Here is a 13783-nt window from a genome sequence, read left to right on the forward strand (position 1 = left end):
CGCGAAGAACGTCAACGATAACGAGGGCATCCTGAATGAACGAGGGGCTCTCGGGTTTTTCGCGAGCAAGAACTAGGCGTCCCCCTCGCTCCTACAGTAATGAGGTGGTCATTTGGTGCGGCGCAGCACCAACCACAACGCCCCGGCAATCAACACTCCGCCATACAGATGAGCCATGGACAATGGCTCATCCAACAGCAACGCCCCCCACAACACGCCGAAAGGCGGGATCATAAAGGTCACCGTCATCGACTTGACCGGGCCAATGGATGACAGCAGGCGAAAGTACAGGATGTAGGCAAACGCCGTACACACCAGCCCCAACCCCAGCAGCGACGACCACACCTGCCAGCCGCCCCAGCTCGCCGGTGGATGGCTGATGGCGCTGTAGGCAAAGAACGGCAGCAGAAACAACGTCGCCCCCAACATGCTGCCCAAGGCCGAGAGACGGCTGTCCAACCCGCCGCGCTGGTCCAGCCAACGCCGCGCCAGGAAGCCGGCAAAGCCATAGCAGGTGGTTGCCAGCAGGCACGCCAACGCGCCCATCAACAACGGCGCATCAAACGCCACCGGCCCCGCGCGGGTCAGGACAGCCACGCCAAACAGCCCCAGGGCCACCCCCGCGATTTTCGACGGCGTCAGGCGTTCGCTGAAGAACAGCCCGCCAATCAACACACCCATCAACGGTGTGGTGGCGTTGAAAATCGCCGAATAGCCCGCCGGCAGTACCTGCGCCGCCACCGAGTACATAGTCGCGGGAATCCCCGAGTTGATCACCCCCAGCAGCAGGACCGTCTTGAACTTGCCCTGGAAATCCCAGCTCACGCGCAGCATCGCCAGGATCACCAATAAACCCGCGGCGGCAATCGACACGCGGAAAAACGCGGTGGGCACCGTGCCGATTTCCGGCGCGATCATGCGCATGAACAGGAAACTCGCGCCCCAGATGGCAGCCAGCCCCAGCAGATACAGGGTGTCAACAGGTCTCACGGAAAACTCCTACGCCAATCGGGCGCAGAAGTGTTGCCCAGCGGGCAGGTCGGCACAATGGCTAATTGCAGTCAGTTCGCCCCCGTGCAAAATCATTCTTCTCCTGCCTCGGTTCACTGGCTAAGCTCTGGGCTTCCAGATACCCGTTCGAGGTTTCCCGCATGTCGCAGTCCGCCCTCGCTATCGCCCGGATGATCCTCGACGGTTTCGACGATTACCGTGAGCACTTCCGCCAGATCACCGATGGTGCCCGTGAGCGCTTCGAGAAGGCCCAGTGGCAGCTGGGGCAGGCCGCGTCGGCGGCGCGCATCAACCTCTATGAAGAGAAAGTCGCTGAGGTGACGACCCGCCTGCGCGCCGGTTTTGACGCGGCAACGTTGCAGGACATCGGCCAGTGGCCCTTGGTAAAAAGCGCTTATATCGGCTTGATCGACCTGCGCTTTGACGATGAGCTGTCCGAGACCTGGTACAACTCGATCTTCTGCGGTTTGTTCAGCCATGACCTGATCAGCGACGGCTGCATGTTCATCCACACCACCCGGCCAAGCCTGCGCCGGGCGCGGGCGGCGCAAACCCGCATCTACACGCCGGCCGGTAAAATTTCGGACATGCTCGCGCAGGTGTTCTCTGACTACAGCTTCAGCGAGCCCTACGCCGACCTGCCCGCCGACCTGCGCCGCCTCGAAGCCCAGTTGCGGGAAAACCTGCCGGATTGGGTGTGCAAGGACCCAGACCTCAAAGTCGAGTTGTTTTCCTCGGTGCTGTACCGCAACAAAGGCGCCTACCTCGTGGGGCGCATCTACACCCGCGACGAACAATGGCCGCTGGTGATTCCGCTGTTGCACCGCGAAGGGCGTGGCATTCAGATCGATGCGTTGATCACCGACGAAGCCGACGTGTCGATCATCTTCTCGTTCACCCGTTCCTACTTCATGGTCGATGTACCGGTGCCCGCCGAGTTCATCGGCTTTCTCAAGCGCATCCTGCCGGGCAAGCACATTGCTGAGCTGTACACCTCCATCGGTTTCTACAAGCACGGCAAATCCGAGTTCTACCGCGCGCTGATCAACCACCTGGCCACCACTGACGACCAGTTCATCATGGCCCCCGGCGTGCGCGGTATGGTCATGAGCGTGTTCACGCTGCCGGGTTTCAATACGGTGTTCAAGATCATCAAGGACCGCTTTTCGCCGTCGAAAAACGTCAACCGCGCCACGGTGATCGAAAAGTACCGCCTGGTGAAAAGCGTCGACCGGGTAGGGCGCATGGCCGACACCCAGGAGTTCGCCGACTTCCGCTTCCCCTTGAGCAAGTTCGAGCCCGAGTGCCTGGCCGAGCTGCTGGAAGTCGCCGCCGGTACTGTCGAAGTGGAGGGCGACACCGTGCTTATCCGCCACTGCTGGACCGAGCGACGCATGACCCCGCTCAACCTCTACCTCGACAACGCCAACCCCGCCCAGGTGCGCGAAGCATTGGAGGATTACGGCCTGGCGATCAAGCAACTGGCGGCGGCGAATATCTTCCCCGGCGACATGCTGCTCAAGAACTTTGGCGTCACCCGCCACGGCCGCGTGGTGTTCTACGACTACGACGAAATCTGCTTTCTCACCGAAGCCAACTTCCGCCATATCCCCGCGCCGCGCACCCCCGAGGACGAAATGGCCTCCGAGCCCTGGTACTCCATCGGCCCGCTGGACGTGTTCCCCGAAGAGTTCCCGCCGTTCCTGTTTGCCGACGCCGGGCAACGCCGATTGTTCGATGAACTGCATGGCGAGTTGTACAACGCTGACTACTGGAAGGGCCTGCAGGACGCGATTCGTGCCGGCAAGGTGATCGACGTCTTCCCCTACCGCCGCAAAGACCCCCTGTAACGCATTCTCCCCTTGTGGGAGCGGGCTTGCTCGCGAATGCGGTGTGTCAGTCACAGATGGATCAACTGAACCACCGCATTCGCGAGCAAGCCCGCTCCCACATTTTGGTTCGGTTTACACCCGTTGAAGCTCAACCGCCTGCCAGATGGGCTGCTTTTCTGCCACACTTGCCGGCCGTGCATAAATAGATGACCGTCGAAATAGCTGATGACTGACCAAGCACCCACCCTCGACCAACTGCTCAAAACCCTCGATCACGCCATGCTCGCCGACCGCCACCGCTTGCGGCGCCAGTTGCTTGAGCTGCGCAAGAAGCCCGACGAGGACAAAATGGCGCAGTGGGTGGCGCGCATGCAGGCATCTTGCGCGCAGGTTACGGCGCGGCGCGCCAGCCTGCCGGTGATTCGCTACGACGACAGCCTGCCGATTGCTGCCAAGCGCGATGAGATCAAAGACGCGCTGAACAAGCACCAGGTGCTGATCATCGCCGGTGAGACCGGCTCGGGTAAAACCACGCAGTTGCCGAAAATCTGCCTGGAAATCGGCCGCGGCCAGTTCGGCCTGATCGGCCATACCCAGCCGCGTCGGATCGCCGCGCGCAGTGTCGCCAGCCGCGTCGCTGAAGAGTTGGCCACGCCGCTAGGCGCTCTGGTCGGCTATCAAGTGCGCTTTGAAGACCAGAGCGATGCCAACACCCTGATCAAGCTGATGACCGACGGCATCCTGCTGGCCGAAACCCAGAACGACCGTTACCTGGAACGCTACGACACGATCATCGTCGACGAAGCTCACGAACGCAGCCTGAACATCGACTTCCTGCTCGGCTACCTCAAGACCCTGTTGCCGCGTCGCCCCGACCTGAAAGTCATCATCACCTCGGCCACCATCGACCTGGAGCGCTTTTCCAAGCATTTTGACGATGCGCCGATTGTCGAGGTGTCGGGCCGTACCTTCCCGGTGGACACCTGGTATCGCCCGCTCACCCTGGAACAGGACGAGGAGGGCAACCGCGTCGAGGACGACCTGACTGTCGACCAGGCGATCCTCGCTACCCTCGATGAAATCGCCGCCTATGAGCGCAGCGAACGGCGCAGCCCTGGCGACGTGCTGGTGTTTTTGCCCGGCGAGCGCGAGATTCGTGACGCGGCCGACATGCTGCGCAAGGCCCAGCTCAAGCACACCGAGATTTTGCCGTTGTACGCACGGCTGTCGCCGGCCGAGCAGCAGCGCATTTTCCAGTCCCACCCGGGCCGGCGCGTGGTACTGGCGACCAACGTCGCGGAAACCTCGCTGACCGTGCCGGGCATTCGCTATGTGATCGACAGCGGCACGGCGCGCATCAGCCGCTACAGCTACCGCGCCAAGGTGCAGCGTTTGCCCATCGAGGCGATTTCCCAGGCCAGCGCCAACCAGCGTAAAGGCCGCTGCGGCCGGGTTGAGCCGGGCATTTGCGTACGCCTGTACAGCGAAGAAGATTTTATCGGGCGCCCGGAATTTACCGACCCGGAGATCCTGCGTACCAACCTCGCGGCCGTGATCCTGCAGATGCTGCACCTGCGCCTGGGCGAGATTACCGATTTCCCGTTTATCGAACCGCCGGATGGCAAGGCCATCAGCGACGGTTTCAACCTGCTGCAAGAACTCTCGGCGGTAGACCGCAACAGCCAGCTCACGCCGTTGGGCCGCCAGCTCGCCCGCTTGCCGGTGGACCCGCGCATGGGCCGTATGTTGCTGGAAGCGGCCAAGCTCGGCAGTTTGCAGGAAGTGTTGATCGTCGCCAGCGCCATGTCGATCCAGGACCCGCGCGAGCGGCCGCCGGAGCGCCAACAGGCCGCCGACCAGGCCCACGCACAGTGGAAAGATCCGGATTCGGACTTCGCCGGGTTGGTCAACCTGTGGCGCGGTTTCGAGGAGCAGCGCCAGGAACTGACCGCCAGCCCGTTGCGCAACTGGTGCCGCAAGAACTTCCTCAACTACTTGCGCCTGCGCGAGTGGCGCGACTCCCATCGCCAATTGAGCCTGATCTGCCGCGACATGCAGCTGAGCCTCAACAAAGAGCCCGCCGATTATCCGAAGCTGCATAAAGCCGTGTTGTCCGGCCTGCTTAGCCAGATCGGCCAGAAGACCGAAGACGGCGATTACCTCGGAGCGCGCCAGCGTCGCTTCTGGATTCACCCGTCTTCGGGCATCGGCAAGAAGCGCCCGCAATGGCTGATGACCGCCGAACTGGTGGAAACCACCAAGCTCTATGCACGCATGGTGGCGAAAATCGACGCGGATTGGATCGAACCGCTGGCCGGGCACCTGATCAAGAAAAATCACTTCGAACCCCATTGGGAGAAGAAGCGCGGCCAGGTGGTGGCCTTTGAGCAGATCACCCTGTTCGGGTTGATCGTGGTCGGGCGCCGGCCGGTGCATTACGGGCCGATTGACCCGGTGGTGTCCCGTGAGTTGTTTATTCGTGAAGGCTTGGTGCGCGGCGAAATTCAGTCCCGGGCCAAATGCCTGACGGCCAACCAGAAACTGCTGGAGCAACTCGACGAGCTGGAAGCCAAGGCTCGCCGTCGCGACATCCTGGCCGACGAAGAAACCCTGTACGCCTTCTACGATGCGCGCCTGCCCGCAGAGATTCACCAGACCGCCACCTTTGACAGTTGGTACAAGGTCAACAGCCAGAAAGACCCACAACTGCTGATCATGCGCGAAGAAGACGTACTGGCCCGCGAGGCCAGCGAAGTCACCGCCGCGCATTACCCGGACACCTTGCACTTGGGCGACCTGGCCCTGGCCCTGAGTTACCACTTCGAACCCAACCACCCCCGTGACGGCGTGACCCTGCGGGTGCCGGCGCCGTTGTTGCCGGCGTTGCCAGCCGAGCGCCTGGAGTGGCTGGTGCCGGGGTTGATCGAAGCCAAGTGCATCGCCCTGGTGCGCAACTTGCCCCAGGCGCTGCGCAAAAACTTTGTGCCGGTGCCGGACTTCGTCAAGGCCGCGCTGCAACGCATCGAGTTCGGCCAGGGTTCGCTGCCCCAGGCGCTGGGGCGTGAATTGCTGCGCATGACCGGCGCGCGGGTCAGCGATGAGGCGTGGGCCGAGGCGGCGCAGCAGGTGGAAAACCACCTGAAGATGAACCTGGAAGTGGTCGACGGCCAGGGCAAGTTCCTCGGCGAAGGCCGCGACCTGGCCGAGCTGACCGCACGGTTCGCCGAAGCCAGCCAGGCCGCCTTGGCCGTGCCGCAAACCGCCAAAAGCCAGCAGCCGGTAGAGGCCAAGGTGTTTGCGGCGGTGGCGGAAAAAACCCAGCAGAACATCGCCGGCCTGTCGATGACGGTGTACCCGGCCCTGGTGGAAGAGAACGGCACGGTCAAGGAGGGGCGTTTCTCTACCGCTGCCGAAGCCGAGTTCCAGCACCGTCGCGCCTTGCAGCGCCTGCTGATGCAGCAATTGGCGGAACCGGCGAAATTCCTGCGCGGCAAATTGCCGGGCTTGACCGAGCTGGGCTTGATGTACCGCGAACTGGGGCGTATCGACGCGCTGGTGGAAGACATCCTGCTGGCCAGCCTCGATACCTGTGTACTTGAAGGCGAAGACAGCCTGCCACGCGATGGCGCGGGTTTGGCGGCCTTGGCTGAACGCAAGCGCGGCAGTTGGACTGAGCACGCCGAACGGCTGGCGCGCCTGACCCTGGAGGTGCTGAAACTCTGGCACGGCCTGCAAAAACGCTTCAAGGGCAAGATCGACCTGGCCCAGGCCGTGGCCTTGAACGATATCAAGCAGCAACTGAGCAACCTGGTGTACCCAGGCTTTGTGCGGGAAACCCCGGCCCAGTGGTTCAAGGAACTGCCGCGTTTTCTCAAGGCCATTGAGCTGCGCCTGGAAAAACTGCCGAGCCAGGTGCAAAAGGACCGGGTGTGGAGCAGCGAATTGGGCGGTTTGTGGGCGCAGTACCAGAACCGCCTGAACAAACATACCCAGGAAGGCAAGCGCGACCCGCAACTGGAGCTGTACCGCTGGTGGCTGGAGGAATACCGCGTGTCGCTGTTTGCCCAGCAGTTGGGCACCAAGGTACCGATTTCCGATAAGCGCCTGAGCAAGCAATGGAGCCAGGTAGAGCCCTGAAGGCCTGTAGGAGCGAGCTTGCTCGCGAAAAACCTCAACGATAACGCGTGTTTCCTGAATAAACGCGGCGCCTGTGAGTTTTTCGCGAGCAAGCTCGCTCCTACAGGCATCAGGGCAAGCCCCCATCCCACAATGGGATGTTTGTCTGGCCTATAGCGCCAAATCCCCAGGGTTGTGGCAAACTTCGCGGTTACAAGAGTGAATAAAAGCATTGCCAGTTTGATGCCCGCTGGATGACATCAAACCACTTTAAGTTTGGTACGACGGTACCAATATCTTCTGCCTGACAGATTTAGAGGAACGACCGTGCATAACGTCGTCATCAGCGGCACTGGCCTGTACACCCCGGCCAACAGCATTTCCAACGAAGAGCTGGTGCAGTCTTTCAATGCCTACGTACAACAGTTCAATGCCGACAACGCCGCCGCTATCGAACGTGGCGATGTGCAGGCGCTGACTGAGTCGAGCGCGGCATTCATCGAAAAAGCATCCGGCATCAAGAGCCGTTTTGTGATGGACAAGGACGGCATCCTCGATCCGCAGCGCATGGCCCCACGCCTGCCCGAGCGCAGCAACGATGAATGGTCGGTGCTTTGCCAGATGGCCATCGGTGCCGCCGAACAAGCCTTGCAGCGCGCCGGCAAGACCGCCGCCGACATCGACGGCGTGATCGTTGCCTGCTCCAACCTGCAACGCGCCTACCCGGCGATCGCCATTGAAGTCCAGGAAGCCTTGGGTATCCAGGGCTTCGGTTTCGACATGAACGTGGCGTGCTCCTCGGCCACCTTCGGCATCCAGAACGCGGCCAACAGCATCCAGTTGGGCCAGGCCCGGGCGATCCTGATGGTCAACCCGGAAGTCTGCACCGGCCACCTGAACTTTCGTGACCGTGACAGCCACTTCATCTTCGGTGACGCCGCCACGGCGGTGATCCTGGAGCGTGCTGACCTGGCGACGTCCGAACATCAGTTCGATGTGGTGAGCACCAAGCTGCTGACCAAGTTCTCCAACAACATTCGCAACAACTTCGGTTTTCTCAACCGCACGGCGGAAGAGGGCATCGGCGCCCCCGACAAGCTGTTCGTGCAGGAAGGCCGCAAGGTATTCCGTGATGTCTGCCCGATGGTGGCCGAATTGATCGGCGAGCACTTGGCAGAAAACCAGCTGAGTGTCACCGATGTGAAGCGCTTCTGGCTGCACCAGGCCAACCTGAGCATGAACCACCTGATCGTGAAGAAACTGCTGGGGCGCGACGCGTCGGTGGAAGAAGCGCCAGTGATCCTCGATACTTACGCCAATACCAGCTCGGCCGGCTCGGTGATTGCGTTCCACACTTATCAAGATGACCTGCCCAAGGGCGCGGTTGCCGTCCTCAGCTCCTTTGGCGCCGGGTATTCGATTGGCAGTGTGATCCTGCGCAAACGCTGAGTGTGTGGCCGGACGCGGTCAACTGTGGGAGCTGGCTTGCCTGCGAAGGCATCGGCTCGGTGTGCCTGATTCACCGAGTTGTCTGGATCGCAGGCAAGCCAGTTCCCACATTGACCGTATTTCCACGGCAAGATTGAGGTAAACGATGGCAGCAGCGGACGACACGCACCTGCTTCAACGCCTGCTCAAGGGTGAGCAGCGGGCTTATAAGGATTTGGTCAACACCTACCAGAGTGCAATGCGGGCAGTGGCCTATGCCATCGTCGGCCAGCGCCACGCCGACGAAGTCGTGCAAGACGCCTGGCTTTCCGTGGTGCGCAACCTGGCCAAGTTCGAAGGGCGATCAAGCCTCAAGACGTGGTTATTGACCATTACTGCCAACTCCGCAAAGAGTCGTTACAAACAAAATCGTCGGGAAGTGCTGCTCGATGATTTGCCCTCACCCCACGGCACTATCGGTGATGACCGCTTCAGTCCGGATGATGGCCATTGGGCTGTCGCCCCGTATGCCTGGCATCAGGACACCCCGGAAGCGCTGCTGACCGAAGATGAATTGCGCAAATGCCTGGAGCATACGATTCTGAGTTTGTCCGAATTGCAAAGCAGCGTGTTGGTGTTGCGTGAACGCCAGGGCCTGGAGCTGGAAGAGATCTGTAATCTTCTGACCCTTTCACTCTCCAACGTCCGTGTGCTGTTGCATCGAGCACGGCTTAAAGTCTTCGCCACGGTGGAGCATTTTGAGGAAACGGGCGAATGTTGACCTGTAAAGAGCAAGTAGCGCGTTCCAGTGACTATCTCGATGGGCAATTGACCTTTCGCGAGCGTCTGATGGTGCGTCATCACTTGATGTTTTGCCCGAACTGCCGGCGCTTTATCCGTCAGATGCGCCTGATGCAGGCGACGCTCAAGCGTATGTCGCAGGAGCCGGTGGAGGGTGTGGATGCGTTGGCCGACCAACTGGTGGCCGAACGGCGTAAGGATATGTAGGAGCGAGCTTGCTCGCGAAGAACGTCAACGATAACGCGGGTATTCTGGATAAACGCGTTGCCTGTGGGTTCTTCGCGAGCAAGCTCGCTCCTACACGTTAGGCATCAGAACTTGGCTTCAGCGTCCAGCTGCAAGGTGTTGGTGTCGGCATCCCGCTGGGTCCGGCTGGCGAAGTCAGCCTTGGTCAGGAAGTAGGTGGCGCCGATGGCGAAGTTCTTGTCGATGTCGTAGCTGACTTTCATCTTGTGACCGCGCGAACCGGTGGTGCCGTTGGCGAAGTCCGAATCGGTGAAGGCGCCTACGACGGCGTTACGTTGAACGTCGCGGTAGTTGTAGTCCAGGTTCAAACCGAACACCTTGGACTTGGCACCCAGCAACCAGGCGGTGTCCTGGTCGGTCACCGCATCGTTGTTTTTCACGTACTGACCGTAGAACGACAGCGGCACGGCCAGGCCGCCGATGTCTGCTTGTGCAAAGCCTTCGTACAAACGGAATTCGTTGTTGGCCGAGTTGCCGTTGACCGCCAATGCGCAAGGCGTGGTGGTGGTTGTGCAACGGCTGTCTTCGTCATTCTTGTAGGCGTAGATGCTGCCGCCCAAGGTCATTTTCAGGTTGTCGGTGACCGAGAAACGCGTACCCAACTGGCCGGACGTCAGGCGCAGGTCATGGCGAAATTGCACGCCGTCACCGTCCACGTTGTCCTTGAGGTTGTAGTTACCCAGGCTGCCGAACAGTTCTGCGCTGCTCCCCAGCGGGTATTTGTAGGTGACGGCCAGGCCTTCAGGGTTGATGTCGCTATCCCAGATCACGTCGCCCATGTTCACCCACGGTTGCAGCATCTTGCCGCCGATCACGTGCAGGTTCTTGATCTGGTCCGGGTGGTAGTCGATGTAGCCGAGGTCCAGCCAGATCGATTTCTTATCGAAGTAACCATCCTGGTCCTGGTTAGTGGAACGTGCATCGTCGCCGCCGCCGGTGGCGATACGGATACCGGTGTCCACTTGCGGGTTGATTTCGGTGTAGGCACCCAGGCGCGCACGGATACGTTGACGGTCCTTGTCACGCCCACCGTTGTTGGGCTCGCCGTCGATCTTGATGGTTTCCTGACGGAAGCGCACATCACCCTTGAACTGGGTCTTGGCTGCCCAAGCCAATTTCTGGTCGAAGCTGCTCAGCTCGTTGGTTTTTTTCGCAGTGGCCGCGATCTGCTCGTTGGTCTCTTGTTGAGCCTGGCGGGCGATCTGCTGTTCTTTCTGATCCCTGGCCAGCTCCATTTGCAGTTCGGTGTACTGCGCCGCGGTGATCTGGCCGTTGGCCTTGAGCATGTCGAGCAATTTAGCGTCGACTGCAGCGCTGGCCGGAACGCTCAGTGCCAGCAACAGGCCGCCGCACAGGACCGCCGCAGTTTTAGTGGAAGCAAGACGCATATCAATCTCCGAAAGTGAGGAGGGAGGGCAACACCCTCCAGGACACAACCGACCCATGACGGACGGAAAAATGTCGCCCGGTAGACCCGGACGCTCTAAAAACTGGCGTCAGTATCGCGACCGTTTATGACGGAGTAGTGGCTAAGTGATTTCATCTAGATGACAAATCGTTACGCTACGGAACTAAGGGTTTTGAGGTCTGTCCGCGTGTTTTGAGGATGTGCGCGCGGCTGTGATCAGCGATACTCGCCAGGTTTTCATGCCAAGAAACAATGAGGATGCCGATGCCGTTGCAACGCCTGGACAGCCTGTCCGATATCGCTGCGCACACGTGGGATGCCCTGATGCCACAGGCCCAGCCGTTTATGCAGCATGGGTTTCTGAGCGCGCTGGAAGACAGCGCCAGCGTCGGCCCGCATTCGGGCTGGCAGACGGAGCATTTGCTGCACTGGGAAGGCGACCGGTTGATGGCGGCATTGCCGGGTTATCGAAAATGGCATTCTTATGGCGAGTACGTGTTCGATCACGGCTGGGCCGACGCCTGCGAGCGCGCTGGCATCGACTACTACCCCAAGTTGCTGACGGCCGTGCCGTTCAGCCCGGTCGGTGGGCCGCGCGTGTTGGCTGCCAGTGCCGCAGACGCTTTCGAATTGCTCAATAGCCTGCCGGGGTATCTGGAGATCGAAGGCCTGTCGAGCGCCCATATCAACTTTACCGATGCCCTCGCCGATGAAGCCATGGCCCAACACCCCGGCTGGTTGCAACGCCTGGGTTGTCAGTTTCATTGGCAGAACCGAGGCTACCGCGACTTCCAGGATTTCCTCGACGCCCTGAGTTCACGCAAGCGTAAACAGATGCGCAAAGAGCGCGAACAAGTGGCGGGGCAGGGTATCGAGTTCGAGTGGTTGCAAGGCCACGAGCTGAGCGAAGCCCAATGGGATTTTGTCTACGCCTGCTACGCCAACACCTACGCGGTGCGCCGGCAATCGCCCTACCTGACCCGCGCGTTTTTCAGCCTGCTGGCTGAGCGCATGCCCGCAGCCATCCGCGTAGTCTTGGCCAAACAAGGCACGCGCCCGGTGGCCATGGCCTTCAGCCTGCTTGGTGGCGACAGCATCTACGGCCGCTACTGGGGGTGCCTGGCGGAATTCGACCGCCTGCATTTCGAAACCTGCTTCTACCAAGGCATGGACTACGCCATCGCCCACGGCCTGCAACGCTTCGATGCCGGTGCCCAGGGGGAGCACAAATTGATTCGCGGGTTTGAACCGGTGATTACGCGCTCATGGCACTATTTGCGCCACCCGGGCTTGAAGAACGCTGTGGAGGATTTTCTTGAGCGAGAGCGGGTGGGGGTTCTGGCGTATGCCGAAGAGGCGAGGGCGGCTTTGCCTTATCGGCAGGTCTGAACCACCGGTCTGGCAACCGTGCTGACTAACAATAAAATCGCTAATCTGTATGTACAAACGTACATACAGGATGTGCCATGCATTTTGAGTGGGATGAATCTAAGAACAAAGCCAATATTTCTAAGCACGGCATCGACTTTAACGACGTCCCAGATATTTTTCGGCATCCAATGCTGGCCTTGCGCGATGATCGGGCAGATTATGGCGAAGAGCGTTGGATCAGTATTGGCTGGATCAAATTGTTAATGGGTGTGGTCGTATATACCGAGCGGTGTGGTGATGTGATCCGTATCATCTCTGCGCGAAAAGCAACCAAGAAGGAGGCCAAATACTATGACGCAAACATCGAAAACTGATTGGGAGCGCCTGGCCAACATGAATGATAAAGAAATCGACACCAGCGATATTCCTGAGCTGGACGCCGAATTTTTCCGACGCGCCGAGTTACGTGTTCCGGTTAAGCAGGCGGTGACCATTCGACTGGATGCCGATGTTCTGGAGTGGTTCAAAGGTCAAGGCACCGGATATCAGACACGTATTAATCAATTGTTGCGTCAGTACATGCAAGCCCACCAGGGTTGAAGCGCATTCAATAGAGGTCAAGCCGTAAAACACCTTGTAGGAGCGAGCTTGCTCGCGAAGAACGTGCAGGCGACGCGGGTTCACAGCTGTAAGCACTGCGTCATCGTTGGCGTTTTTCGCGAGCAAGCTCGCTCCTACAGGGAGTGGGTCAAGCTGTTTTCTCTGCACCTAACCATCGGTAGGTGATGCCGCCAATCACCGCGCCGAGGATCGGCGCGAGCCAGAACAGCCACAACTGCTGCAGCGCCCAGCCGCCGACAATCAATGCAGGCCCTGTGCTGCGGGCCGGGTTGACCGAGGTGTTGGTCACCGGGATGGAGATCAGGTGGATCAGCGTCAATCCCAGGCCAATGGCGATGGGCGCGAAGCCTGCCGGGGCTCGACGGTCGGTGGCGCCAAGGATGATCAGCACGAACATCGCCGTCATCACCAGCTCACAGACAAAGCCTGCCGCCATGGAATAACCACCGGGTGAATGCTCGCCGTAACCATTGCTTGCCAGCCCGGAGGCCAGTTCGAACCCGGGTTTGCCGCTGGCGATGAAGTACAGCAGTGCGGCAGCGATGGCGCCACCGATCACTTGGGACACGATGTAGGCCGGCAACTCTTTGGCCGGGAACCTGCCGCCGACCACCAGCCCCACCGAGACGGCCGGGTTAAGGTGGCAACCGCTGATATGCCCGATGGCAAACGCCATGGTCAGTACCGTGAGCCCGAAAGCCAGTGACACACCGAGCAGGCCGATGCCTACATTGGGGAACGCTGCGGCCAACACCGCACTCCCGCAGCCACCCAACACCAGCCAAAACGTACCCAGTCCTTCCGTTACGGAACGTTTGAACAGTGACATGAACACTTCCTTAGATTGCTCTATCTGATTAACGGTCTGTGTGGCTTCCCTGCCGCCTTAAATCAGGGCCCTCCTGGGGCCTGATTGCAGTACAGCAGGATTGTGCCGCAAGACCAGTCA

Annotated in this window: 11 protein-coding genes; 8 read left to right on the forward strand and 3 right to left on the reverse strand. The window is 60.1% G+C overall.

The window, feature by feature from the left end:
- Positions 1-108: 108 nt before the first annotated feature.
- A complete protein-coding gene (locus tag MF6394_RS11240) occupies positions 109-990 on the reverse strand; it encodes a DMT family transporter (RefSeq protein WP_047711542.1) in 882 nt (293 codons plus the stop codon).
- Positions 991-1151: 161 nt separating this feature from the next.
- On the opposite strand from MF6394_RS11240, the gene aceK reads away from it, so the two are divergent.
- The 5 genes from aceK to MF6394_RS11270 all read left to right on the forward strand — a co-directional run bounded on the left by aceK (position 1152) and on the right by MF6394_RS11270 (position 9395).
- The gene (gene aceK / locus MF6394_RS11245) at positions 1152-2861 is read left to right on the forward strand and encodes a bifunctional isocitrate dehydrogenase kinase/phosphatase (RefSeq protein WP_047711541.1); all 1710 of its coding nucleotides are present in this window, start codon (positions 1152-1154) and stop codon (positions 2859-2861) included.
- 207 nt (positions 2862-3068) lie between these two features.
- Complete coding sequence (gene hrpA, locus MF6394_RS11250; RefSeq protein WP_078466692.1) at positions 3069-6980, forward strand: ATP-dependent RNA helicase HrpA; 3912 nt, start codon at positions 3069-3071, stop codon at positions 6978-6980.
- A gap of 306 nt (positions 6981-7286) precedes the next feature.
- Entirely contained in the window at positions 7287-8408 is a 1122-nt protein-coding gene (locus MF6394_RS11255) for a beta-ketoacyl-ACP synthase III (protein WP_003193141.1), read from the forward strand.
- A gap of 145 nt (positions 8409-8553) precedes the next feature.
- A complete protein-coding gene (locus MF6394_RS11265) occupies positions 8554-9168 on the forward strand; it encodes an RNA polymerase sigma factor (RefSeq protein ID WP_032895849.1) in 615 nt (204 codons plus the stop codon).
- Positions 9162-9395 carry an anti-sigma factor family protein gene (locus tag MF6394_RS11270; protein WP_078466694.1) on the forward strand — a complete coding sequence of 78 codons (234 nt, stop codon included), beginning with the start codon at positions 9162-9164 and terminating at the stop codon, positions 9393-9395. Before MF6394_RS11265 ends, MF6394_RS11270 begins: the two co-directional genes overlap by 7 nt.
- Before the next feature lie 104 nt (positions 9396-9499).
- Here MF6394_RS11270 and MF6394_RS11275 read toward each other — a convergent pair whose 3' ends face one another.
- Entirely contained in the window at positions 9500-10822 is a 1323-nt protein-coding gene (locus tag MF6394_RS11275) for a putative porin (RefSeq protein WP_003193136.1), read from the reverse strand.
- A 284-nt stretch (positions 10823-11106) separates the two neighbouring features.
- Between MF6394_RS11275 and MF6394_RS11280 the strand changes: the two genes are divergently transcribed.
- From MF6394_RS11280 to MF6394_RS11290, 3 genes are all read left to right on the forward strand, one after another.
- A complete protein-coding gene (locus MF6394_RS11280; RefSeq protein ID WP_044275043.1) occupies positions 11107-12231 on the forward strand; it encodes a GNAT family N-acetyltransferase in 1125 nt (374 codons plus the stop codon).
- 77 nt (positions 12232-12308) lie between these two features.
- Positions 12309-12587: a BrnT family toxin gene (locus MF6394_RS11285; RefSeq protein ID WP_003193132.1), complete on the forward strand. Its 279-nt coding sequence runs from the start codon at positions 12309-12311 to the stop codon at positions 12585-12587.
- Positions 12565-12813, forward strand: coding sequence for a BrnA antitoxin family protein (locus tag MF6394_RS11290; RefSeq protein ID WP_032895852.1), 249 nt, complete (start codon positions 12565-12567; stop codon positions 12811-12813). Before MF6394_RS11285 ends, MF6394_RS11290 begins: the two co-directional genes overlap by 23 nt.
- A gap of 148 nt (positions 12814-12961) precedes the next feature.
- Here the strand turns inward: MF6394_RS11290 and aqpZ are convergent, their stop codons facing one another.
- Positions 12962-13663: an aquaporin Z gene (gene aqpZ / locus MF6394_RS11295; RefSeq protein ID WP_044275039.1), complete on the reverse strand. Its 702-nt coding sequence runs from the start codon at positions 13661-13663 to the stop codon at positions 12962-12964.
- Positions 13664-13783: the final 120 nt, after the last annotated feature.

Origin of the sequence: Pseudomonas sp. MF6394 (genome assembly GCF_002018845.1) — a bacterium.
Taxonomy (GTDB): domain Bacteria; phylum Pseudomonadota; class Gammaproteobacteria; order Pseudomonadales; family Pseudomonadaceae; genus Aquipseudomonas; species Aquipseudomonas lactis.